This window comes from Cohnella soli, from assembly GCF_042655525.1.
Classification (GTDB): domain Bacteria; phylum Bacillota; class Bacilli; order Paenibacillales; family Paenibacillaceae; genus Cohnella; species Cohnella soli.
In genome coordinates this window covers 581,817-603,941 of sequence record NZ_JBHSMI010000029.1, presented here as the reverse complement: position 1 = coordinate 603,941, position 22,125 = coordinate 581,817, and the positions used below count along the sequence as shown (strand labels likewise).

The 22,125-nt window shown below is 52.4% G+C and carries 25 protein-coding genes; 17 read left to right on the top strand and 8 right to left on the bottom strand.

Translation table 11 applies throughout. The features are described from left to right. Nucleotides 1-45: 45 nt before the first annotated feature. Nucleotides 46-1,968 (top strand): glutaminase domain-containing protein, encoded by a 1,923-nt coding sequence (locus ACFPOF_RS23010; RefSeq protein ID WP_378137012.1) that lies wholly within the window; start codon nt 46-48, stop codon nt 1,966-1,968. Nucleotides 1,969-1,982: 14 nt separating this feature from the next. Here ACFPOF_RS23010 and ACFPOF_RS23005 read toward each other — a convergent pair whose 3' ends face one another. The 4 genes from ACFPOF_RS23005 to ACFPOF_RS22990 all read right to left on the bottom strand — a co-directional run bounded on the left by ACFPOF_RS23005 (nt 1,983) and on the right by ACFPOF_RS22990 (nt 4,399). Continuing rightward, complete coding sequence (locus ACFPOF_RS23005; RefSeq protein WP_378137010.1) at nt 1,983-2,333, bottom strand: toprim domain-containing protein; 351 nt, start codon at nt 2,331-2,333, stop codon at nt 1,983-1,985. A gap of 128 nt (nt 2,334-2,461) precedes the next feature. Then, complete coding sequence (locus tag ACFPOF_RS23000; protein WP_378137009.1) at nt 2,462-2,749, bottom strand: hypothetical protein; 288 nt, start codon at nt 2,747-2,749, stop codon at nt 2,462-2,464. Nucleotides 2,750-2,942: 193 nt separating this feature from the next. Further along, nucleotides 2,943-3,053, bottom strand: coding sequence for a sporulation protein YjcZ (locus ACFPOF_RS22995; protein WP_378137007.1), 111 nt, complete (start codon nt 3,051-3,053; stop codon nt 2,943-2,945). Between the two features lie 140 nt (nt 3,054-3,193). Continuing rightward, a complete protein-coding gene (locus tag ACFPOF_RS22990; protein ID WP_378137005.1) occupies nt 3,194-4,399 on the bottom strand; it encodes an MFS transporter in 1,206 nt (401 codons plus the stop codon). Nucleotides 4,400-4,567: 168 nt separating this feature from the next. Here ACFPOF_RS22990 and ACFPOF_RS22985 point away from each other — a divergent pair, with 168 nt between their 5' ends. From ACFPOF_RS22985 to ACFPOF_RS22940, 10 genes are all read left to right on the top strand, one after another. Then, nucleotides 4,568-5,014 (top strand): hypothetical protein, encoded by a 447-nt coding sequence (locus ACFPOF_RS22985; RefSeq protein WP_378137003.1) that lies wholly within the window; start codon nt 4,568-4,570, stop codon nt 5,012-5,014. A 3-nt stretch (nt 5,015-5,017) separates the two neighbouring features. Further along, the gene (locus ACFPOF_RS22980) at nt 5,018-6,157 is read left to right on the top strand and encodes a transglutaminase domain-containing protein (RefSeq protein ID WP_378137001.1); all 1,140 of its coding nucleotides are present in this window, start codon (nt 5,018-5,020) and stop codon (nt 6,155-6,157) included. Then, nucleotides 6,154-8,217: a peptidoglycan D,D-transpeptidase FtsI family protein gene (locus ACFPOF_RS22975; protein ID WP_378136999.1), complete on the top strand. Its 2,064-nt coding sequence runs from the start codon at nt 6,154-6,156 to the stop codon at nt 8,215-8,217. Before ACFPOF_RS22980 ends, ACFPOF_RS22975 begins: the two co-directional genes overlap by 4 nt. Nucleotides 8,218-9,038: 821 nt before the next feature. Continuing rightward, the gene (locus tag ACFPOF_RS22970) at nt 9,039-9,791 is read left to right on the top strand and encodes a Cof-type HAD-IIB family hydrolase (RefSeq protein ID WP_378136997.1); all 753 of its coding nucleotides are present in this window, start codon (nt 9,039-9,041) and stop codon (nt 9,789-9,791) included. 6 nt (nt 9,792-9,797) lie between these two features. Beyond that, nucleotides 9,798-10,280, top strand: coding sequence for a DUF456 domain-containing protein (locus tag ACFPOF_RS22965; protein WP_378136995.1), 483 nt, complete (start codon nt 9,798-9,800; stop codon nt 10,278-10,280). 56 nt (nt 10,281-10,336) lie between these two features. Continuing rightward, a complete protein-coding gene (locus ACFPOF_RS22960) occupies nt 10,337-11,965 on the top strand; it encodes a putative polysaccharide biosynthesis protein (protein ID WP_378136993.1) in 1,629 nt (542 codons plus the stop codon). Between the two features lie 31 nt (nt 11,966-11,996). Then, complete coding sequence (locus ACFPOF_RS22955) at nt 11,997-12,344, top strand: thioredoxin family protein (protein ID WP_378136991.1); 348 nt, start codon at nt 11,997-11,999, stop codon at nt 12,342-12,344. 192 nt (nt 12,345-12,536) lie between these two features. Next, nucleotides 12,537-13,466 (top strand): COX15/CtaA family protein, encoded by a 930-nt coding sequence (locus ACFPOF_RS22950; RefSeq protein ID WP_378136989.1) that lies wholly within the window; start codon nt 12,537-12,539, stop codon nt 13,464-13,466. 179 nt (nt 13,467-13,645) lie between these two features. Further along, nucleotides 13,646-14,356, top strand: coding sequence for a Cthe_2314 family HEPN domain-containing protein (locus tag ACFPOF_RS22945; protein WP_378136987.1), 711 nt, complete (start codon nt 13,646-13,648; stop codon nt 14,354-14,356). A gap of 27 nt (nt 14,357-14,383) precedes the next feature. Continuing rightward, nucleotides 14,384-15,154, top strand: a complete 771-nt coding sequence (locus ACFPOF_RS22940) for an SDR family oxidoreductase (RefSeq protein WP_378137129.1) — start codon at nt 14,384-14,386, stop codon at nt 15,152-15,154. 53 nt (nt 15,155-15,207) lie between these two features. Here the strand turns inward: ACFPOF_RS22940 and ACFPOF_RS22935 are convergent, their stop codons facing one another. Continuing rightward, nucleotides 15,208-15,453 (bottom strand): NifU family protein, encoded by a 246-nt coding sequence (locus ACFPOF_RS22935; protein ID WP_182302252.1) that lies wholly within the window; start codon nt 15,451-15,453, stop codon nt 15,208-15,210. A 144-nt stretch (nt 15,454-15,597) separates the two neighbouring features. Between ACFPOF_RS22935 and ACFPOF_RS22930 the strand changes: the two genes are divergently transcribed. Continuing rightward, entirely contained in the window at nt 15,598-15,870 is a 273-nt protein-coding gene (locus tag ACFPOF_RS22930) for a YuzB family protein (RefSeq protein WP_378136985.1), read from the top strand. A gap of 13 nt (nt 15,871-15,883) precedes the next feature. Here the strand turns inward: ACFPOF_RS22930 and ACFPOF_RS22925 are convergent, their stop codons facing one another. Both ACFPOF_RS22925 and mqnE read right to left on the bottom strand, forming a co-directional pair. Beyond that, nucleotides 15,884-16,942, bottom strand: a complete 1,059-nt coding sequence (locus ACFPOF_RS22925) for an NAD(P)/FAD-dependent oxidoreductase (protein WP_378136983.1) — start codon at nt 16,940-16,942, stop codon at nt 15,884-15,886. A 112-nt stretch (nt 16,943-17,054) separates the two neighbouring features. Continuing rightward, nucleotides 17,055-18,158: an aminofutalosine synthase MqnE gene (gene mqnE / locus ACFPOF_RS22920; RefSeq protein WP_378136981.1), complete on the bottom strand. Its 1,104-nt coding sequence runs from the start codon at nt 18,156-18,158 to the stop codon at nt 17,055-17,057. Nucleotides 18,159-18,422: 264 nt separating this feature from the next. Between mqnE and ACFPOF_RS22915 the strand changes: the two genes are divergently transcribed. The 3 genes from ACFPOF_RS22915 to ACFPOF_RS22905 all read left to right on the top strand — a co-directional run bounded on the left by ACFPOF_RS22915 (nt 18,423) and on the right by ACFPOF_RS22905 (nt 20,519). Then, a complete protein-coding gene (locus tag ACFPOF_RS22915) occupies nt 18,423-18,872 on the top strand; it encodes a hypothetical protein (protein WP_378136979.1) in 450 nt (149 codons plus the stop codon). A 49-nt stretch (nt 18,873-18,921) separates the two neighbouring features. After that, nucleotides 18,922-19,281, top strand: a complete 360-nt coding sequence (erpA, locus tag ACFPOF_RS22910; RefSeq protein ID WP_378136977.1) for an iron-sulfur cluster insertion protein ErpA — start codon at nt 18,922-18,924, stop codon at nt 19,279-19,281. A 125-nt stretch (nt 19,282-19,406) separates the two neighbouring features. Further along, nucleotides 19,407-20,519, top strand: coding sequence for a VanZ family protein (locus tag ACFPOF_RS22905; protein ID WP_378136975.1), 1,113 nt, complete (start codon nt 19,407-19,409; stop codon nt 20,517-20,519). 14 nt (nt 20,520-20,533) lie between these two features. Here ACFPOF_RS22905 and ACFPOF_RS22900 read toward each other — a convergent pair whose 3' ends face one another. Beyond that, nucleotides 20,534-21,286, bottom strand: a complete 753-nt coding sequence (locus tag ACFPOF_RS22900) for a type II toxin-antitoxin system prevent-host-death family antitoxin (protein ID WP_378136973.1) — start codon at nt 21,284-21,286, stop codon at nt 20,534-20,536. A gap of 198 nt (nt 21,287-21,484) precedes the next feature. On the opposite strand from ACFPOF_RS22900, the gene ACFPOF_RS22895 reads away from it, so the two are divergent. Beyond that, nucleotides 21,485-21,643 carry a hypothetical protein gene (locus tag ACFPOF_RS22895; RefSeq protein WP_378136971.1) on the top strand — a complete coding sequence of 53 codons (159 nt, stop codon included), beginning with the start codon at nt 21,485-21,487 and terminating at the stop codon, nt 21,641-21,643. Between the two features lie 209 nt (nt 21,644-21,852). Continuing rightward, nucleotides 21,853-22,110, top strand: a complete 258-nt coding sequence (locus ACFPOF_RS22890; RefSeq protein ID WP_378136969.1) for a Spo0E family sporulation regulatory protein-aspartic acid phosphatase — start codon at nt 21,853-21,855, stop codon at nt 22,108-22,110. Nucleotides 22,111-22,125 lie beyond the last annotated feature (15 nt).

Here is a 22,125-nt window from a genome sequence, read left to right as displayed (position 1 = left end):
CTATATGTGAATCGAATAGAATAGAACTGAACAGGAGATGATCGAATGAGCTTCAGACCGTCGGCAGTTCCTCTGATTACCGTCGATCCGTATTTCAGTATTTGGTCGTTCGCCGATCGTTTGTACGACGACCATACGCGCCATTGGACAGGACGGCGCAACGGCATGCTCGGCCTGCTTAAAATCGACGGCGTAACGTATCGATTCATGGGAAAGCTGGAGGTTTTCAGCGAACGCTATTACCCGGAACCGCAGGTCATCCCTCAGATCCAAGTGGAGGTAAAGCCGCTAACCACGGTCTACACCTTTGCCAACGAACAGGTTGAGTTGACCTTGAAGTTTTTAACGCCTTTGCTCCCGGATCGGCTGCACATTTTGTCTCGACCCGCCTCTTACATTACTTATGACATTGCCTTTAAGGATGGGCAAGAGCATAAAGTCGAGGTGTATTTCGACATTGCCGGTGAATGCTGCGTCAATACGATTGATCAGCAGGTCGTCTTCTGTCGCGGCGCCGATTCCGTTTACTGCGGCAATGTAGAGCAAAAACCCCTTAACGCCAGCGGAGACGACATTCGCATCGACTGGGGTTATCTTCATGTTGCACACCCCGGAGCATTCGTAACAGATTACGACGGACGCTATCATTTTCTGACCAACCAAGATGTTGCTCATGTGGACGCCGACGGAGAAACAGCACTGCCCGCTAGCGAATACCGCTGCATTGCGCTAATCAGCGACAAGCTCTCCGATACGATCTGCCTGGCCTACGACGATATCAAGTCCATTGCATATTTCGGGGAGCAGGTGGACGCGTATTACAAAAAGGAATACGGAACGTTTGACAATATGCTGAAACAAGCCGTAGCCGACTTCGAGCAGGTTCGTGCTCTATCGTGGGATTTTGAGGAGAAACTTAGCGGTGAAACCGGAAAAGTAAATCGATATTATGCGGACATCGCAGCTCTGGCCTACCGGCAAACGATCGCTGCTCATAAGCTTGTGATGCACGAGGGGGAGGCGCTGTTCCTGTCCAAGGAATGCTTCAGCAACGGCTGCATCGCCACGCTGGACGTTACCTATCCGTCGATCCCTTTGTTCTTTAAATATAATCCGGAACTGGTCAAGGGGATGCTGCGCCCGATTTTGAAATATGCGCGCTCCGATGCCTGGACGTTCGATTTCGCTCCGCACGATTGCGGGCAATATCCGTTGTGCAACGGTCAAGTCTACGGGGAAAACAAGCTGGAAGATCAAATGCCTGTAGAGGAATGCGGCAATATGCTGTTGGCGGTATCGGCATTGTCCCATTATGAGGGCTCAAGGGATTTTGTTTTGCAAGAGAAGTCTTTATTGGACAAATGGGCGAATTACTTAATGGAGTACGGATACGACCCGGGTAATCAGCTTTGCACGGACGATTTCGCCGGACATCTGGCCCATAACTGCAACTTGAGCATGAAGGCTATTGTGGCGTTGGGAGCATACGGCAAACTGGTGCAGGAAGAGAAGTATATCTATGCTGCGAAGGCGATGGCGGAAAGATGGTGTGCGGACGCGAGGAAGGAAGAAGGATCGCTGCTTGCCTTTGATCAGCCTGATTCCTGGAGTATTAAATACAACATCGTATGGGACAAATTGCTCGGCGTCGGTTTGTTTGACCGGGAAGTGTATGAAAGCGAAGTCAGATTGTACAATCTGAAAATGAACCGTTACGGCCTACCGCTGGATTCGCGCTCGGATTACACGAAGCTCGATTGGTTGGCATGGACGACAGTTTTTACCGATAACGGCGAATACAGCGAAAAGCTGTACAAGTCCATCTGGGATTTCATTAGCGAAACGGTCGAGCGGGTGCCGATCACCGACTGGTATTACAGCTCCACGCCTAATCAAGTGAGACATTCGCGTTATTTCGGGTTTCAGAACCGGACCGTGCTCGGCGGGCTTTATATCAATTTACTGTAACGTAGACGCCCTCATCATCCGGGCTCGGGGTATAGAATATATTCCTCGAGCCCGGCTTTCTCCAGCATTTGAATCAAATATTCCTCGGGCGTTCCTTCGACTCCACTGTAGCCTCTGCGTGTATAAATATTTTCGGCGTCGGGAAAAACGTCGCGCAGAACGCCTCTGATGCGCTTGCCGGACGCATCCGGGTCTGTGAACAAATACACTTGTCGGTCGCCGACCGCTTTGCGTAATGTCTCGATTTTATCCGTATTAAGCGTTCCGAACGTACAATGGACGGGAACGTCGGGAGAGAGGACGCGGGCGAGTCGGCTTTTGTCGTTTTTACCTTCGACGATAATGGCAATATCATCTGATGCCATTTTGGAATACCTCCCCGTTCTGGCGCGCGGACGAGCTAGCGCGGACGTTGTCGTTCTATTGTACCACGGAACGCGATTTCACCCGTCACCCTTGTTTCCGCCGAAGGAAGTAACGTTCCCGCAGAACACTATCCCACCTGCCACAGCTCGGATTCCGCCGAAGTAATGTTCCCGCAGAACACTATCCCGCTTGCCAGCTCGGATTCAGGCGTATTAATGTTCCCGCAGAACACTATCCCGCCCGGCAACTCGGATTCCACAGAAGTAATGTTCCCGCAGAACACTATCCCACCCGGCAGCTCGGATTCCGCAGAAGTAATGTTCCCGCAAAACACTATCCCGCCCGCCAGCTCGGATTCCGCCGAAGTAATGTTCTCATAGAACACTATCCCGCCAGCCAGCTCGGATTTCGCCAAAGTAATGTTCTCGCAGAACACTATCCCGCCAGCCGGCTCGGATTCCGCCGAAATAATGTTCTCGCAGATAACTATTCCTCGCTCAGCGCACACGTTCGTCAAGACGGGTTACAAACATGGCGAAGGGCCGAATGTCCGGCGGCTGGCGCCAGATGCGGTCCTTCGAGGATTCCGTTGTATTATGCGGTGTGTTTTACCCTGCACGCAACACGATGACGAGCAGAATGAACAAGACGAGGACGATTGTTGTAGTGGCCATACCATGGCTTCCATTTCCGCTATGTCCTCCTGCGCAAGTAGACATCTCGGTCACCCCTTAATCGCCCCGATTTGTCTCGCCTCCGTTGTACGGGGCGGGCATGGGCGATAACACATGTTATGCGAACGGCGATCATTCGACGTGTGCGAATACCCAGTTCGGTCGGGATTACGTTCCGAAACGGTTCATGCGGCAGGAGGCAACTCGGCACGGGTATTCGCATGCCAATTGTCTTTATATGCCGTGCGTGGGAACAAGAGAGCAAGCGCGATCATCAACGCGAGGAACGAAAGAAAGTATGGCGAGAAATAATCCCTGACCGCGCCGGCCGTGATCGGCCCGAGGAAAGAGCCGATCGAAAGCGAGATCGAGAGCAGCGAGAACGTCCGTCCGTATCTCGTCGGCCCGCTTAATTGCAACAAGAATGAAGTCATCGCCGGGAAAATAATTCCTTTAGCCATACCTAATGCGAACAAAAGCACGGACAAGGGCAACGGCCAGCCGGAAGCGAGCCCGTAGTAACATACAGCAAGCATCAAGGCGCCGAACACCGTGCGCTTGTAGGGCAAGTACCGGTTTAGAAATAGCAGGCCAAGCGTGACAAGTGCGCCAAGACTGACGATCGAGAACAGAATGCCAGTGCTCATGATCGCCGCGGCATCGGTGCCCCGAAGCGGCAACTCGAAGGCGAGTATACCTTGCGCGCATGCAAGCCCGATCGGAAGCGAGAACACCGTCCAAGGGAAGCCGGAAGGAGCGCCTTCGGTTTGGGATGGTGGAGGCGATGCCGGGAAAGACCCGTTTTTTGCAAGTTTCGAATCAGATGGTACGGTGGCGACAGTCGAAGGCATGTCCTTAATAAACCCAAGTGCGAGAATGCCCGTCAGCATCAGCGCCCAACCAAGTATCGCGAACGAGCGGCTAAATCCGATCGTTGCCGCGAGATAGGCGCCCGCAGCCGGGGAGACAACGGAAGCGACCGTATGGACAAGTCCATTGCCGGCCATCAGTTTGCCTTGGTGAATATGATCTCGAGCCAGCTTGGCTAACAATGACATACAGGCCGGCGATAAGAATGCGAGCACGAAGCCGCTGATCGACCGGACGTATAGAAGCTGCCAAGGGTCAGTAACACGGGATTGAAGAACAAGCAGGATGCCTGCACCGACGAGGCTGGCGGAGATGAACAGCCGGCTTCCGAAGCGATCGACGGCGACTCCCGCAATCAGGTTGCCCGGAAGATGCGTAAGAGAATAAATGCCCATGACGAGACCGATGAATGACGGTGCCGCGCCCAGCGATACGGCGAACGGCGTCAGCATCGGGTATTGGGCGTGCAGGTCGAAGAAAGCGACGAACAGGAATAAATAGAGCCATATGGCGGTTTTCATCGTTTATACCCTCCTCATCAAGGCCGGGGACACTCGTCCGAACGACGGCCTATCCTACTTGTACGTGTCCGAAGGCCAGGTTATGACGGTCGTTTACGCTTCGTCTCTCAATGCGTTATAATAGAAATATTGTGAGTCATTTTGCGCATTGGGAATTGGAGGTTCGGTATGAATTACGATACGGACACATGGGTGCAGTTCGCACAGGATCATTGGGTCGTTATCGTCGTCGCCATCGTAGCGATCTTAATTATCGTGAAGCTGGTGAAGACGGTAGTGAAGTGGTTGCTTGTGGCAGCGATCATAGTCGGAGTCTGCGTATATAGCGGATACACCATAGATGATATTCAGAAGGAAGTAACGAAAATCGGGGACAAGGTTACATCCGAGATTAAAGACCAAGCGATTAAAGCGATGGCGGGAGAAGCCTCTGAGGCGACTTACGTCAAAAATGCGGACGGTTCCTATTCGATCAAGTCGACGAATTTAGAGCTGTCTGGTGTTCCGAATTCCGGCGAAGTATCGGTGAAGTTCCACGGCCAATCTCTCGGTACTTGGAAAATGGAAGGCGCGGTACGCGAATTCGTCGTTCAGGCTCGGAATGGCGCGAAGTAAGCGATGAACGGTATGGAAGAGCTGTTCGATCGCAATCTCGTCACCTGGCTTCTGCTCGCCATGGTGGCCTTTTCCATGTACAGAGGATTCAGGTGCGGCGCTTCGGGCTCCGTCAAGCAGCTCGTCTTTTTTCTGATCTCTGCGGTCATCTCGGTCGCTGCTATCGCATTGGCGGCACTCCTTGCCGCGAAAGCGTCGCCGCATGTGCAGATGTGGCTCGTTGATCGGAATTTGTCCAATCCGGGGCCAGAAGCGTCTGCGTGGTCGCAATTCGGCTATACGGCGCTGGCGGGCTTGCGCGACTTGCCTTTGCTGCGGTTTGCGGCGTTATTCCTTGTCGTTCATTCGATCGTTAGGGCGTTAACTGGCATTGTTACGAAGGCGTTCGCATCGGTCGTCTCGGTGCCGTTCGCCGTCGTTCCGTCAGGCGGAGCCGTCGGCAAATCGGCGGGCGGGCTGATCGGCGCGACTTTGGGGGCCGGACGCGCGTTATTGTTAACAGCAGTGCTTTTCGCGTATTGCGCAATTTTCCCGAGTGCGCCGATGTCCGATTACATTCAACAATCGGGCTTGTACAGGGAAGTCGCAGCCCAGGTAATCCGCCCGGCGACAGGCGGATTGCTGAATGAGCGGCTTCCCGTGTTTGCGAAGGCGGTGTCCGGCGAGCTCGGAGAGCTATGGCAGAAGCGGTACGACGTCATCGACGCGAACTTGCCGGAGGACATTGCGGCGGCAGCGGTCGAGGTCACGAAAGACGCCGCCGGGGAAGAAGCAAAAGCGAAGGCGCTGTACGACTGGGTCGGCAGCCGAATCGTCTACGACGACGATAAAGCGAGCCTCTATGTCGAAAACGGTGTATGGCGCGAGCAGAACCCGGAAGCGACGTTCCGAACGCGCAAAGGCGTCTGCATCGATTATGCTCGGCTTTACGCAGCAATGGCCCGTGCGGCGGGACTGGAAGTCCACGTCGTAACCGGACTAGGTTACGATGGACGCGGCGGTTACGGGTCGCACGCATGGAATGAAGTTCGAATCGGAGAGCGCTGGGCGCCTCTCGATTGCACATGGGCGAATACGGGGAATTGGTTCGATACTCCAAGTTTCGCCGACACGCATATTAAGCAAGGAGGATTGACCGCATGAGCAATAAATTAACGGAAGAAGCCCAGAAGCGGGAAATCCGGAACAGAAGGCATTTCAGTTTCCGGTTAAACGTCTTTTTCTTTTTAACGTTTTTCATTTTCTCCTGTTTGATTGTCCGGCTCGCTTATTTGCAATTTGTCGAAGGCGAGTCCCTCCGCGCGCAAGAGCACAAGAACGGCTCCAAGAGTGTTCCGGTGCCTCCGATCCGCGGTAATATTTACGATTCTACCGGACAGGAAGCGATCGCGTATTCGGTATCCACGCAATCTCTCTACTACACGCTCGACATGAAAATGACTAAAGACGATGGCAAATTGGGTATGGAGCTGGCGGAGAAAATTGTGGGCGTATTCAACAAGCTCGGCACGAACTCCGACAAGCCTCTGACGGCGCAGAAAGTGTTCGAGTACATGGATTTGAAGGGTACCGTCCACTATTCGTTCCAGCCGCGTCGGTTGAAGACGGGACTGACCGAGAAAGAGATCGCATACTTCTCCGAGCATCGAGACGAATTCAAAGGCATCGACGTTGTGGAGGAGAGCATTCGACAATACAGCAAAGACAAGGTAGCGGTGCAACTCATCGGCTACATGAAGCCACTCAAAGGCGTACGAGAGTCGATGGTACGTTACAAAGACATCAATAAAGATTTGACGGACGACACGTTGAAGTATTTGGATTCCGAGGAAGTCGGCATAGACGGTCTCGAATTGATGTATCAGGATGAACTGCGGGGCCGCAATGGTGTCAAAGAGTTCCCAGTGAACAGCCTGGGAGAAATCATCGGGCCGACAAAACTGACGAAGCCGGTTAAAGGCGAGAATCTATACTTGACGATCAACAAAAATATACAACTTGTCACACAGAAAGCGATTGTGGATCAGATCGATTTCATCCGGCACGCGAAGGGCAAGCAATATGAGAATACGTCGCCGACGACGGGATACGCGGTCGCGATGGAAGTCGAGACGGGCAAAGTTGTGGCGATGGCGAGCATGCCGGATTACGATCCGAGCGTCTGGCAAGGCGGAATCAGCAAAAAAGATTTGGATGCAATCCAATTTTACCAATATAACGGTACAATTAAAGATGCGCCAGCACCATACGAAAATGATGTAGAGCGCAATAATCATCCTTCATCGCTTGTTTATCTCGGGTCGACGCAGAAACCTCTATCTGTCCTCGTCGGTTTGAACGAGAAATTGTTCACGACGAGCACGAAATATACGGACATCGGTTATTTTGAATTCGGTAAAGAAGGGCATAAAGTTAAAATTTCTAACGCCAGCGGCGCCGCCAACGGAAAAATCAATGCGACGGAAGCGATCGCCCATTCGTCCAATGCGTTTATGTCGGCAATGGTCGGTAATAATTTGTATTTGAAATACAAAGGTATCCAAGGCGTTAACGTATGGGATGAATACATGAAGCAGTTCGGATTGGGCGTGAAGACGGGCAGCGGCTTGCCGAATGAATCGGCTGGCGTTGTCGAGTATTTCCACGAAGCCGAAAAAGCTAGTTCCCAATCCGCACTCGTTAGGGCGGCGTGGGGGCAACAGGGGAAATACACGACATTACAGCTTGCACAGTACGCGGCGACGCTCGCCAGTCACGGCAAACGGATGAAACCGCAGTTCGTGAACGAAATCCGCGACGTAGATGGGAATGTGACACTGCCGTTCCAACCCGAAGTGCTGAACACGGTTGATTTCCCGGAAGCGTACTGGAAAGCGATTGAAGCGGGCATGGCGCAGGTTAAAGTGACAGGCTTCGAAGGTGTGAACTACACCTACATGAGAAAGACCGGAACGTCCCAGCAAGACGTAGGCAAACGGCGGCGTGTCGAGAACGCTGTGTTTATCGCATACGCGCCTGCCGATCATCCGAAGCTGGCCGTTGCAGTCGTTGTGCCGGACGGCGGATACGGCGGTTGGGGAGCGGCGCCGATTGCAAGGAAAATTTTCGACGCGTACGATGCAGAGATTGGCTTGAATGGCACGCCGCGCAAGCCGGCGTCGCCTCCTGCGGGAACGGGGAATGCGAATGCCCCGGCGCAATGAAAAGTAGCGAACGACGGCAACGTCGTCAACCAAGCGCAAAGATAAGAGAAGGGAAGCCCGCCTATCAGGATGCACTTGCATCCCGTGGGCGGGCTTTGCCATATCCGAGAACAGGGCTGAGAGCAGCGAGTTAATGCGTCCAGCGAAGTAAATCGCCGAGAACCGGAGCTGCGCACAGCGAGTTAATGCGTCCGGCGAAGTAAATCGCCGAGAACCGGGGCAGAGCACAGCAAGTTAATGCGTCCAACGAAGTAAATCGCCGAGAACCGGGGCTGCCCGTAGCGAGTTAATGCGTCCGACGAAGTAAATCGCCGAGAACCGGGGCTGAGCACAGCAAGTTAATGCGTCCAACGAAGTAAATCGCCGAGAACCGGGGCTGCCCGCAGCGAGTTAATGCGTCCGGCGAAGTAAATCGTCGAGAACCGGGGCTGAGCACAGCAAGTTAATGCGTCCAACGAAGTAAATCGCTGAGAACCGGGGCTGAGCACAGCTAGTTAATGCGTCCAACGAAGTAAATCGCCGAGAACCGGGGCTGCCCGTAGCGAGTTAATGCGTCCGGCAAAGTAATTCTCCGAGAAACAGGGCTGCGAACAGCGAGTTAATGCGTACAGGAGACTGTCGATTAAGTCGCTTCAGCGAAGTAAATCGCTGCAAAGTCAAATGTGCAACCTCCGTCGAAGTTTCCCTTGCTACCTCGAGTATGAGCGTTCTTTGTAAGCGACTGCCCTGTTCGAATCATCAAGTTCGCTTCGATTCCATCACCCAAATGTGTTAGAATTGACGGTGATGTGTTGAAGCGACAGCGGGGAGTGGACGGATAGATGGCAGACGCAACAGGGAAATACAAATTATTGGCGCTGGACTTGGACGGCACGCTGTTGAACGACCGCAGCGAAATCAGCGAGACGAATATCGAATGGGTAAGGCGTGCGGTCGAAGCGGGCGTGACCGTCTGCGTATCGACCGGGCGGGGGTTTCCGAGCGCGCTGCCGATCGCTGAGCAACTTGGTCTGTATACGCCGATGATTACGGTGAATGGCGGCGAGATCTGGACGAAACCGCATGAGATTCATCGTCGTACGCTGCTGGATTGGGAGAAGATTGCCAGATTGCGCGAAATCGCGCTTCGTTACAACGTCTGGTATTGGGCTTATTCGACCGGAGGCATTCACAATAAGGAACAATGGGTAGATGACGTGCCGACTCTTGACTGGTTGAAATTCGGCTTTTACTCCGAGGACGTTCCGGTACTCCAGGACATTCTTCGCGAGATCAACGATTGGGAAGGTTTGGAGATCAGCAATTCGTCGCCGTATAACATCGAGATCAATGCGATGGGGGTCTCGAAAGCGACTGCGCTGATGGAATTGTGCAAAATGCTCGGCTGCGAGATGAGCGAGGTCGTGTCGATCGGAGACAGCTTGAACGACATCGCGGCCATTCGTGCTTCGGGCCTTGGCATAGCGATGGGGAATGCGCAGGAGGAAGTGAAGTTTGCCGCGAACGTAGTTACGGCCAGCAACACGGAGGACGGTGTCGCGGAAGCGATCCGACAATATGTGCTTAGGACGTGATTGGCGTTGGATGTGTTAGGCTGGACAATCATATCGGCTTTATTCGCCGTCGGCATGGCCGGCGCGATTTACCCGATGTTGCCGGGCGCTCTGGCGATTTACGCAGCGTTTTTCGTTTATGGGTGGTTTTTCTCGTTCGAACCGTTTGGCTTTTGGTTTTGGTTTTTGCAAACGGCGATCGTCGTCGTGCTGTTCGTGGCGGACTATGTCGTCAGCGCTTGGGGAGTTAAGAAGTACGGAGGTTCGCGAGCGTCCGTCATCGGTAGCTTGGTTGGCATTCTGATCGGACCTTTCGTCATTCCGGCTTTCGGACTCATTATCGGCCCCCTCGCCGGCGCGATTCTCGGTGAGTTGATCCACGGGTCCGACATGAAGAAATCGCTGCTTGTTGGATGGGGATCGATGGTCGGTTTGCTAGCGAGCACCGTTGTGAAATTTATTGCCCAATTGGCGATGATCGTCCTGTTCGTCATCTGGCTGATCGTTTAAGAGCCTGTCCCATTAATTGCTTGCATTCGTGAAGCGGAAGAGGTCAAAGAGTTACGTTGAAAAAGGACACCTTACTCAAGAGCACGCTCATACTTGCGGCCGCAGCGCTTGTCGCGCGGGCGCTCGGCATTTTCCAGAGGGTACCCCTCGATTATTTAATGGACGAACTCGGTGTTATTTATTACAACAATGCGAACGCGATTTATTTGCTTTTGCTTGTTGTCGCGACTGCCGGCATCCCAAGCGCCGTCAGCAAAATGGTTTCGGGCCGTTATGCGGTCGGAAAGGTCGATGAAGCGCAGCAGGTGTATCGGGCGGCTTTGCTGTTCGGACTAGTTGCTGGCTTCGTCATTACAATCGGTCTGTGGATCGTAGCGCCGTTTATCGCGGATTCAATATTGAAGGAACCTGACGCTGCGTCCGCCATACGGGCGATTGCGCCTTCGCTGTTGCTGTTCCCCTTGATCGCGATGATGAGAGGTTACTTCCAAGGGCGGCAATTTATGACGGCGGGCGGAATCTCGCAAATCGTGGAACAAATTTTGCGGGTAGTGGCGGCTGTCCTGATCGCTTCGATCATCTATTCGATGGACAAAACGAATGAGCAAGGCATCGCATCGGGCGCCGCGTTCGGCAGCGTGTTCGGAAGCATCGGAGCGTTCGTTGTCATGCTCTATTACGCTCGCAAGCTGAAAGCGAGCGACAGAGCCGAGCCTCAGAGTAGAAGCGATTCCTCTCGTCCGTTAAGTTTGAAGTCGATTTACAAGGAATTGTTCGGTCTGTCGATTCCGATCGTTATGACGGCGATTACGGTACAGTTGCTATATACGCTCGACAACATGATGATCAAGTCGCTCACCGTCGGCCACTTCAATATCGAACAAATCAATCATTGGGCCGCAGTATACGGCATGAATGCGCAATCGATTGCCGGCATTCCGATTATTCTCGCGGTCGCGCTCAGCCAATCGATTATCCCTCTAATCTCTTCCTCCCACGCGACTGGCGATGACGTACAAGTCGGCCGTCAAGCCTCGCTTGCGGTGCGGATCGCTCTTTACAGCGGCATGCCGGTCGTTCTGCTGCTTGGGGTCGGCGCTTACAGCGTGAACGGCCTGCTGTTCGAGAAAGCGAATGGAAGCACAATCGTCGCAATGCTAACGCTCGGTACGCTGTTCCAGATCGGGATGATGGTAACTAACTCCATTCTGCTCGGCATCGGGGAACCGAAAAAAGCGACCATGCACGCGATTACAGGCGTTTTGTTGAAAGTCGTTCTGAGCTTTGCGCTTGCGCCGATGTTCGGTGTGTACGGCATTATCGCCGCGACGACGGTCTGTTTCATCTGGGCGCTTCTGTTTAATATCATGAGCCTGCGCAAACGCTCGAAGTTTAAGTTGCTCGGCAATCGATGGGTGCCATTTCTTGCCACGAGCGGTATTGTGGCAGGTGCGCTTGCCTTTCTCGAATGGGCGGTACTTGCGATATGCGCCGGTTTGCCGGCTAAAGTCGCTTTTTTCCTGTCCTGCTGCGTAATGGGAGGCGCTTTGGTGGTACTCTATCCGGCGCTGCTTGTCCTGCTTCGAGTCGTCACCGCGGAAGAGATCGCTTCGTATCCGCGCCCGGTCCGCCGTTTGCTTGCGCCTTTCATGAAGCTAAGGCAAGGATCAAGGCAGTCTGCATGATAGGATAAACATAAATTGGAGGAATGCACCTATGAGACGTATTCAAGACGAAACCGCATTTCGCGAATTTGTAGGCCAAGACAAGTTGACCATCGCCGTCTTCAAAACGACCTGGTGCGCGGATTGCCACTTCATGGAGCCGTTCATCGGCGACGTAGAAGCGGCTTACTCGGATCGTCTGACGATGGCCGAGATCGACCGGGACGACTTGCCGGATCTGTGCAGCGAGCTGAACATTCTCGGCATTCCGAGTTTTATCGCCTTCCTCGGAGGCAAGGAAGTTATCCGTTTCGTAAGCAAGCTTCGCAAAACCCGCGAGGAAATCGAACAGTTCCTCGACCGCGCCGTAGCGGTATCGGGAGAGTTGGCAGGGAAATAAATCGGTGGACAGAGGAACCGCAGCGTCGTTGCTGCGGTTTTTGCATGTTCGCGCGCACACAGAACTGCGACGAAACGGTCACATTTTGAACATGGCTTTGACTGTTGGGGTTCGGTATAATGGGTGAAGACAGTTTGCGCTTACTTTCACAAGAAATCGGGGATGGGCATGACCTCACGGAGATATCAAATTTTGGCGCTGTTGACGTGCATCGGGATGTTTCTCGTTCTGATTGCCGGCGTTCTCGTTACGAATACGGATTCCGGTCGAGGCTGCGGAACGGACTGGCCTCTGTGTAACGGCAAGTTTGTCCCGGCATATACCGTAGAGTCGATGGTGGAGTATAGTCACCGAATGATCAGCGGTCTCGTCGGCTTGCTTGTCGGCGCGACGTTTCTCGCGACTTATTTCTGGAAACCGGCCAAACAAAAAGAAAATTTGCTTTATGCCGGCGGGGCGTTGCTGTTCACCGTCATGCAGGCCGCGCTTGGCGCAATGGCTGTTATCTGGGAACAGTCCTCCGTCGTGCTTGCGCTTCACTTCGGCATTTCTTTGTTTGCTTTTACATGTACTTGGCTGCTGTACAAGCTGGCGAAACGTCAGACGCTGGAGAACGGATCATTCAACGCGCAAGCGTCGTCAGCGGCATCCGGCAAATCGACATCCATCGCCGCTGTGCCGATTGCACTCTACCGCAGTATAGTCGCCGTCATCGTGTACTGTTACGGCGTCGTTTATCTCGGTGCATACATTCGTCATACGAGTTCCGGGGGGGCTTGCGAAGGCTGGCCGCTGTGCAATGGCGACGTTATTCCCGAGCTGTCCGGAACGACGGCAATCGCGTTCTCACACCGTGTCGCAGCGCTTCTGCTTCTGGTGCTTGTCGCATTGCTCGTGTTCTACGTGCGCCGCGCGGCAGGACAGTCGGCAGAACTTGTCTCTATCGCGAACAAATCGCTTGTGCTCGTCTGCCTGCAAGTGCTCAGCGGCGGTCTTCTGTCTCTGACGCTCGGTAACGAGGACGTCTACGTTTTCACAGGGTTAATTCATACGATTATCATATCGGCGCTGTTCAGCATGCTCGTCTTGCTGGCCATTCGGACGAAAGCTTATACCCGATAACGGATCGGCAACACTTGGTCCGGAGCGTACAAAAAAACGATTATAACGGAGACGGCGGTTTGCCCGATGACATCGGTTGAGCTAGCCGTCTCCGTTGCGTTACAATGAAGACATGATTGTTAGCGGGACGGATTGGCTTCCGCATATGTATTTCGTTGGCAGATGAGGGGAGGCCGATCATGCTCAGGCAGTTGTTCGGTGAAGCACCGAGACAATGGACAGGGGAGTCTCTGGAGACCGTCCAGGCGATGGAACGATTCGTTTTGTTAGCACACAATATTGCAAGCGAGAAACCTCAGCAGGCCAAAGCTTATCATACGCTCGCCATCTGGGCGGAAGGTTTGCTTCGCTCCATGGACGAACTGGAACAGAGCATCTACGCGGCCCGCAAATATGCAGCTCTAGTTCGCACGGAACATGTGGACGAATTGGACGCGGAGGAGAGGCTGCAATATTATCGCCACGTCTACTATGACAAGAACGCTTACATACGGGTATTCGCCTTGCTCGACAAGTTGGGGACGCTCTTGAACCGGCTTCTTGGTTTGCAGACGGAGAAAATCAAATCTCATTTCTCGTATTATACGGTGCTGCGCAATTTGCGGGAGAACGGATGGCATCTTGAGATGACTCGCCCGCTAACGGTGCTAAAAGAGAAGCATCAGGATCAGATGAAACGGTTGCGCGACAGGCGCAATCTCGAAGTGCACCAGATGAACGCGGAGCTGCGGGACGACCTGAGCCAGCGAGCGGCAGGTATTCATTCGAAGCGGTCTTTGGAAAATTTGCAAGCCAACCTCGCCGATCTGGATGGGAGCTGGAGTTTTGCCCAAGGTTCGCTTCATATCGCCTTTCGTTTTGCCTGCAAGTGGTTGGGACATATCAAATAGAATGAGACGGGGGAGCCGCGTATGAAGCTGTTGGGCAAGACGGCGCTCATTACGGGAAGCGCTAAAGGGTTAGGCAGAAGAACTGCGCTTGAGCTTGCGGCCTCCGGTTGCGATGTCGCCATCAATTATGTATCGAGCCGGGAGGAAGCGGAACGGCTTGTCGCCGATATTCAAGCGCTCGGCCGTCGTGCATGCGCCGTTCAAGCGGATATCGCCAAGGAAGAAGACGCTGAGCGACTAGTCGCCGAGACAGAGCGAACGCTCGGGGGCATCGATATTCTTGTTAACAACGCGGGACCGTTCATTCGCGAAAGACGTTTGTTTGCCGATTATCGCACGGAGGAAATCCATTATCTCATGAATGGCAATCTTGTCGGCACGATGCTTATGGATCATCGCGTGTTGCCGGGCATGCGGGAACGGCAATGGGGCAGAATTATTCATTTCGGCTTCGGCCATGCGTCCGAAGCACGCTCTTGGCCGCATCGCGCGGTGTATGCCGCCGCGAAAGTCGGACTCGTCTCGTTCACGAAGACGCTGGCCGTAGAAGAGGCGGCGAGCGGCATTACGGTGAATATGATCTGCCCCGGCGACATTCGCGGCGGGAACAAGGAGAAGAGCATCGCGGACGTGGATGGGGTAATCGACGACGAATCGCCGAGAGGAAGACCGGGTACCGGCGAAGACGTGGCACGGATGATCGTGTTTCTGTGCTTGCCCGAATCCGACTTCATTACGGGCAATACGATCGACGTATCCGGAGGGCTCGATCCGATCCGGACGCATCTCAAAAAATGACAAAAGGCTCTGCCGCAAGGCAGAACCTTTATCGAAATCCGCAAAGAACCGAATCAGAATACCTGAACGACTTCTTGGATGCCTTCGACTTCTTCCAGCAATGCGCGCTCGATACCCGCTTTAAGCGTGATCGTGGAGCTTGGGCAGCTGCCGCATGCGCCCATCAGGCGAAGCTTAACGACGCCGTCTTCGATATCGACCAATTCGACATCTCCGCCGTCGCGTTGCAAGAACGGACGCAATTTATCGAGAACGTCGATGACTTCGTCGTATTGCGTGCTTGGAGCATTCGTACTCATACTCATCCACTCCTTTATCTTCGCATCCCGTGCGGAATGCGTGGATTGTAACACTTACTATTATAGTACAAAACTTCGAGTTTTCAAACCGGTGAGATCGCCTTCGTCATCGCTCATTACGATCGGAAAGGAACGGTGCAACTCGTGGACATCGTGGAATTTTGCGTCAGTAACTCGCAGCACGGCACCGATATCGCGCTGAAAAAGCTGGAATCGCTGCCGGACTTCGACATTGAAGTCATCGAATACGGCTGCCTCGGCAACTGCGGCGAATGTTTCTTGTCGCCCTATGCACTCGTAAACGGTGAGAGCGTCGTCGCCGAGACGGCCGAGCAACTAGCCGAGCTCGTAATAGAAGAAATTAATCGGCAAAAGCTCGAACGCGAAGCGCTCGACAAGCTTTTAGACGATCTCTAAGCGGTTGTTCCGATTAACCGAAGTGACGTTTGCTCTTCCAGAGCACGCCGCTTTTGATCATACGAGGAATCCGGCCGAGAAGCGGCGTAGATCCCATTAAACCGAATCCGGCCTTTTTGCCTAAGGAACCGAACATTCCTTTCAGCTTAATGTGGCCGACTTTCGGTTCTTTGCCGTCCAGTCGGGCGCGGATGATCTCGGCTACCTGCTTGCCCATGACGCCGGCCAATTGCGCGCTTGGGGAGAACGGCTGACTGGCGCAATCTCCGATGACATACACGCCAGGGGCGTCGGGCAATTCCAGATGAGCGTTTACGATCAACCTGCCTTGCGGGTCCTTCGGCATATTCATTCGCTGAACGAGCTCGACCGGCTGAATACCCGCTGTCCACAATGCGACATCGGTTACAATCGGTTCATCTCCGTTATGAATGACGCCTTGCTCAACGGAAGTGATGCCGATATGGGATCTCATTTCGACGTCGTGCTCACGGAACCAGGAGGCGACATACTGCTGAAGCTTGCCCGGGAACGCGGACATGACGCTGCTGCCCCGGTCGAGAATGCGAATGTTAATATCTGTACGGGCTTCCCGCAGCTCGGCGGCGACTTCGACGCCGCTTAAGCCGCCTCCGATGATCGTCAGTTGACCGTACGGACGGATATCGTTAATTTGCTGGAACGTCTTGCGGGTTGCCGACAACGACTGGATGCTGCACGTATATTGGTCCGCGCCATCGATACCGTGGTAATTGTCCGTGCAACCAAGGGCGATGACGAGCGAATCGTAAGAAAGCGGGTCGTTTCCTGTAATATGGACGATTTTGTTGTCGAGATCGATATCGGTTATATCGCCGTACACCAATCGAAGTTGCGGGTGCGCTGGAAATTGGACGCGGATTTGGAGATCGGACACCGTCCCCGCCGCTAGCGCGTAGTATTCCGTCTTTAGGCCTTGAAAAGGCATGCGATCGACAAGAAAAATTTGGACGTCGCTCGGAAGCTGTTCAATCAGTTCCTGGACGACCATCAGTCCTCCGTACCCGCCGCCCAGTACGACGATTTTGCTCATGTGGTAAACTCCTTTGACGTTGGCATCGATGATATCGTTAATCGCAAAGCTGATCATAGTCACTGCTTAGTATTACACAGAAGAGTCCCCGTCTTCCCGACGGGAACTCGATTTACTCGTATACTTTGACTTCGTTATAGAACGTGTCGCGTTCGACCGGAATGCGTCCGGCTCCCTTGATCAACCAGACGAGGTCCTCGCGGGTTATTCCGGATGGTGTTAATGCGCCCGCGGCATGGCTGATTTTCTCGCGAACGATTGTACCATGGGCGTCGGAAGCGCCCATCGTTAAAGCGACTTGCGTTAACTGAGTGCCGATGTTGATGAAATAAGCCTTAATGTGTTGAATATTATCGAGCATCAGTCGGCTGATTGCGATTGCCTTCAAGTCGTCGAATGCGGAGTTGCGGCGCCGGATGCTGGCTTTCGGACTAATCGGCTGCATGGATAGCGGAATGAATACTTGGAAACCGTTCGTCTCGTCCTGCAAGTCGCGGATGTGAATCATATGCTGCACGCGCTCCTCGAGCGATTCAACCGAACCGTATAGCATCGTCGTGTGGGTGCGCAAGCCGAGATTGTGAGCCGTCCGGTGCACGTCCAAATATTGTGCGATGTTCGCCTTGTCCACCCGCATTTTTTTACGATACTGATCAGATAAGATTTCCGCGCCACCGCCCGTCAATGTCTCGAGCCCGGCTTGGATCAATTTCTCCAGCACTTCCTTGTAGCTAAGGCCCGAGATACGGGAGAAGAAATCGATCTCCGCCGCTGTGTAGGCTTTCATCGTCACATGAGGGTATTTTTCTTTCAGCGCCCGGATCGATTCGACGTAATAGTCGAACGGCACGTTCGGGTTATGCCCGCCGACGATATGGAATTCCCGCACGCCCGGATGGATGTGCTGTTCGACATAATCGATCATCTCTTGCGGAGATAGCGTATAAGCGCCTTCCTGACCTTCGTCCTTGCGGAAATTGCAGAAAGCGCAATGCGCTTCGCATACGTTCGTGAAATAAAGGCTCATATTCTCAATGAAATATACCTTTTTCCCGTTTTTCTTTAAGTTTACTTCGTTGGCGAGCTGGCCGATTGTCAGCAAATCGTCCGAACGGTACAAGAAAATGCCGTCTTCCAGGCTCAGACGTTCGCCATTGCGGACTTTATCGGCGATATCCGCCATTTGGCGATCGGAGTGTGTCGTAATGAGCGTCATGAATGCCGCCTCCCGTTATGCGATAATGGATAAAATGGAAGTAAAAAGAGGTTGCTGCAACGTTTGTGAAAAAAATAACTTTATCTCTCATGCAGAAGCGTTCGAACAATAAACAACTGAACATTATTATAAACCTCATCCCATTTCGGGGCAACTAGTAATAGGAAGGGTATAAAGGATGCCATTTTCGGGAATGAACTTGAATAATAAACATTTTATGGTTATGTTAGTAGTATAAAGTCCAAAATAAGGCGGTGCATGGCATTGAAACCGGATATCATGCCTCTCAGCGAGCTTGAGAAGTTGGAAGAGGCGGAGAAAATCCAGACGCTTCAGCAATATCGCGCGGCGTACACCATTAAAGACTTATCGCAGGCTTGGCAGTTGAGCAACCCGATTCAGTACTATATGTGGCTGAAAAAACAACGGATATACGAGCATATCGTACGTAAAGCGGACAAGTTCGAGCCGGCGAAAGAATGGAGAAGGCTGCAGGAGACGGAAACGAGGGACTACGAACGCGGGCGGATGAAGAGCTTGTCAGCCGATCAGTTCCGTTATCAGCTCGACACCGAAAGCTCGGGCGTTGAACTAGCTCACGTATTCCGCAGATTGGCAGATTTTCTGCAGAACGATCCCGGACAATTTCGCTGCAAAATTGAATTAAAGGCGATCGCCCAACCGTTTACAGGCGAAGCTTCCCTTGAGGCGTGAAGCACTCTGGAGTATACTAGAGGCACAAACGCACGGGGAGGGAACCGACATGATCAACATTAGCGAATCCGCTTCGGATAAAATTTTGGAAATGCTGGCCGCAGAAGAGGCGCCGAATTTGTTTTTGCGAATCGGCGTGCAGGAAGGCGGATGCAGCGGCTTTTCCTACGGCATGGGCTTCGACGACGAGTTAAACGAAGGCGATAATGAGCTCAACGTCTCTGGGTTAAAAGTTGTTGTAGACAGCAACAGCATGAAATACTTGCGCGGCCTCGAAATCGATTGGAAAGAATCGGCGATGGGCGGCGGGTTCACGATTCAGAATCCGAACGCGACTGCGACATGCGGGTGCGGTTCAAGCTTCAGAACGGCGACGGAAGCAGGCAATCCTGCCGCCGAACCTTGCTGAGTCAAGGGGATAGCCGTTTGCGAATCCAATAATTGTTTTATTGTGAAGGCGGCCTCTATGACGATCATTAGTCTGCGACTAATACGTTATGGAGGCTGCTTTTATGTCGTCTGGGAGGAATTCATATGCTGGATTTTTATGTGCTTCCGATTTCTTACGCGTTTTTTACATTCCCGATTGCGGCGGCACTATTTACGCTGCCTTTCCTAATCGTACAATATCGCCGCTACGGCTATATTCACAAGTACAGAGCGCTCATTTTATATCTTTTCTTGCTGTACTTAATGAACGCGTTTTATTTGATCCTTCTGCCGCTGCCTGATTCTATCCATAATTCGCCGCCGAAAGCGAAGTCATATGCTCAGTGGATTCCGTTCCATTTCGTTTCCGACATCGCCAAGGAAACCGGAGTGAGACTGGACAGCCCTGCGACGTACCTTCACCTGCTGAAGGAACGTGCGTTCCTTCAGGTCGTATTTAATATTTTGCTGATGGTTCCGTTCGGAATGTTCATGCGACATTATTTCCGCACTCGGTGGGCGGTCTGCTTGTTGTGTACGCTAGGCTTGTCGCTTTTCTTCGAGATTACGCAAGTGACGGCCGTGTTTGGCATTTACGACTATCCATACAGGCTGTTTGACGTAGATGATCTGATGATGAATACGGCAGGAGGACTGTTCGGTTTCGTATTTGCCGACTGGATCGGCAGATGGCTGCCGCGCACGGACAAGCTGGATGAGCGAACCGATCTGTCCGTGCGACGCGTCTCCTATACGCAAAGAGCTGTCGCATTCTTAATAGATTGGATGATTATGGTTCCGCTTATGGCCATCCTGTCTGTGCTGCACGTTCCCTTTACTTACTTATGTGCCGTCGTTGGTTACTTCATCGTGATTCCCTTTATTACAAACGGATTGACGCCTGGTAAATGGCTGGTGCGGATTCGGGTGAAAGGCAAGGGGGAGCGAGTGACTATGCGCGAGCTGGCGGTCAGGTACGGCCTTCTTTACTTGGTCGCGGGCGGCTTAAATGTCGCATTCCTTCGCATAGGTGCGAACAGCATTGCGCCGGTGTTTTTTATGTTGTTGACGCTTGCGCTATTTATATTTAACGCGGCAATTGCTATTCATATTTTGCGCTGCCTGTTTAACCGGAGCCGCCGTCTACTCCATGAGAGCAAAAGCGACACGACCCACGTCATAACGGCCAAAGGCGAATCGATCAGGACGAGATCCTGAAGGAAGGCAATAATCTAATAGGGGCGGGCAAAAACGACATTTAACGGAACGGACAAGCCGAGGAAAGAAAAAGACAAGGCGGATTCGCCATTTTTGTAGGTCGTGCTGTCTTTAATGTTCAAATCTTCAAACAGATATACGGTGATTTCTTTGTTCAGAGGGTTCACGATCCAATATTCCTTAACACCGGCCTCCATATAGAGATTCAGCTTGGAAACCAGATCTTTGCGCCGCGTGCTTTCGGATAAGATTTCGATAACAAGCGCAGGCACGCCTTTGTAGAAGCCGTCTTCGCCCAAATGCTGCTCGAGGTCGCAAATGACTGCCAAGTCCGGCTGGACACTATTGATCTGGTTGGATGAGGTCCGTAGTACAATGTCGTAAGGAGCGACGAACGGTCGGCACGGCTTGCCCTGGAAAAAGTTATAAAAGTTGCCGAACAACTCCGTCAGCGCCGACTGGTGCTCCGTCTTGGGCGATGCGAGCATGTAGATTTGACCGTCGATATACTCGTACCGCAGCTCGTTATCTTTAGTCAACTCAAGAAACTCTTCATAGGTAGACTTTCCCAGACTATCGTTATACTTGGCGGTGCTTTCCATGATGATTTCCGAAGAAGGCCAACGTTCGGACAACATCTTGCCATAGGTAACCGGAACGAGCTTGGCAATCGGATTGCCGTTGCGTGTAACGATCACCTCTTCTTGATTGGCAAGCACCAGATATTTGCCGAAATTGTTCTGAAGCTCTGTGGAGTTGACGATCATGCAGAAACACCTGCCTGTTATCCATTTTAGCTAAATTAGCTAACTCAATAATATTACATTCGTTTCCAACCGTCAAATAAAAATACCCGCGCCCACGCAAGAAACGGAATGCGGGAAGGCAGGAATGAACCAAGAGGATATCGAATATGTAAAAATGCAATAATTGTTATTCATATGAAGTCAGGGAGGCACGATAACATGGAAACGTTGTATGTGGTGAAGGACGGCAAGATTATCCAGTTCAACGGTCAAACGAAAGAGAAAAATGTTTTAAGCGAGGCTGCTGTTATCGAGGCGTACGGACCTAAAGCGATTGAAGAGATCAATCGTTTCGGATTTTACAACATTAAAAAATAAGATAAATGTTCGAAGAAACCGTCTTGGCGCAAAAGGTGGGCGGATCCGCCATTTTGCCGAGAAACGGTTTCTTTTTTTTCTCCGAAACCACCTCTCCAATTACGTATCCGCTACCTATTTTCAATGCGGCTAACAAATGGCTAACTTTTTCTCGTGAACTTTCCAAAAATTTACGAATTATGATGGGGGTATACGAAGGAGGGATGGCGATGTCGGGAAAGTCGAGAACGCTACGCCGCAAAATCGAGAGGCTGAGAGCGGAAATGATGTTCGCTTACATGCAGAATGGTGAGGGCCTTTGTGATGAAGAAGTGTTGGTGCTGTCGCAACGTCTGGACGAATTGCTGAACGACTATGAGAAATGTTTAAAGGAAGAACGAGCTTCCATATGGGTGAGTCGATTTCATGCCCATTCGATCTCTCCCGCCGAAGCGAAGATAGGGCAAGCCTCAATGTTGTGCGTATAACAACTGCGCTAACAC

Bases quoted from the DNA above. Each gene is read 5' to 3' on its own strand.
- ACFPOF_RS22890 (WP_378136969.1), top strand. From the start codon at position 21,853: ATGTCGGGAAAGTCGAGAACGCTACGCCGCAAAATCGAGAGGCTGAGA.
- ACFPOF_RS22900 (WP_378136973.1), bottom strand. From the start codon at position 21,286: ATGATCGTCAACTCCACAGAGCTTCAGAACAATTTCGGCAAATATCTG.
- ACFPOF_RS22905 (WP_378136975.1), top strand. From the start codon at position 19,407: ATGCTGGATTTTTATGTGCTTCCGATTTCTTACGCGTTTTTTACATTC.
- ACFPOF_RS22980 (WP_378137001.1), top strand. From the start codon at position 5,018: ATGAACGGTATGGAAGAGCTGTTCGATCGCAATCTCGTCACCTGGCTT.
- ACFPOF_RS22925 (WP_378136983.1), bottom strand. From the start codon at position 16,942: ATGAGCAAAATCGTCGTACTGGGCGGCGGGTACGGAGGACTGATGGTC.
- ACFPOF_RS22990 (WP_378137005.1), bottom strand. From the start codon at position 4,399: ATGAAAACCGCCATATGGCTCTATTTATTCCTGTTCGTCGCTTTCTTC.
- ACFPOF_RS22895 (WP_378136971.1), top strand. From the start codon at position 21,485: ATGGAAACGTTGTATGTGGTGAAGGACGGCAAGATTATCCAGTTCAAC.
- ACFPOF_RS22935 (WP_182302252.1), bottom strand. From the start codon at position 15,453: ATGAGTACGAATGCTCCAAGCACGCAATACGACGAAGTCATCGACGTT.
- ACFPOF_RS22955 (WP_378136991.1), top strand. From the start codon at position 11,997: ATGAGACGTATTCAAGACGAAACCGCATTTCGCGAATTTGTAGGCCAA.
- ACFPOF_RS23005 (WP_378137010.1), bottom strand. From the start codon at position 2,333: ATGGCATCAGATGATATTGCCATTATCGTCGAAGGTAAAAACGACAAA.
- ACFPOF_RS22970 (WP_378136997.1), top strand. From the start codon at position 9,039: ATGGCAGACGCAACAGGGAAATACAAATTATTGGCGCTGGACTTGGAC.
- ACFPOF_RS22945 (WP_378136987.1), top strand. From the start codon at position 13,646: ATGCTCAGGCAGTTGTTCGGTGAAGCACCGAGACAATGGACAGGGGAG.
- ACFPOF_RS23010 (WP_378137012.1), top strand. From the start codon at position 46: ATGAGCTTCAGACCGTCGGCAGTTCCTCTGATTACCGTCGATCCGTAT.
- erpA (WP_378136977.1), top strand. From the start codon at position 18,922: ATGATCAACATTAGCGAATCCGCTTCGGATAAAATTTTGGAAATGCTG.
- mqnE (WP_378136981.1), bottom strand. From the start codon at position 18,158: ATGACGCTCATTACGACACACTCCGATCGCCAAATGGCGGATATCGCC.
- ACFPOF_RS22985 (WP_378137003.1), top strand. From the start codon at position 4,568: ATGAATTACGATACGGACACATGGGTGCAGTTCGCACAGGATCATTGG.
- ACFPOF_RS22995 (WP_378137007.1), bottom strand. From the start codon at position 3,053: ATGTCTACTTGCGCAGGAGGACATAGCGGAAATGGAAGCCATGGTATG.
- ACFPOF_RS22975 (WP_378136999.1), top strand. From the start codon at position 6,154: ATGAGCAATAAATTAACGGAAGAAGCCCAGAAGCGGGAAATCCGGAAC.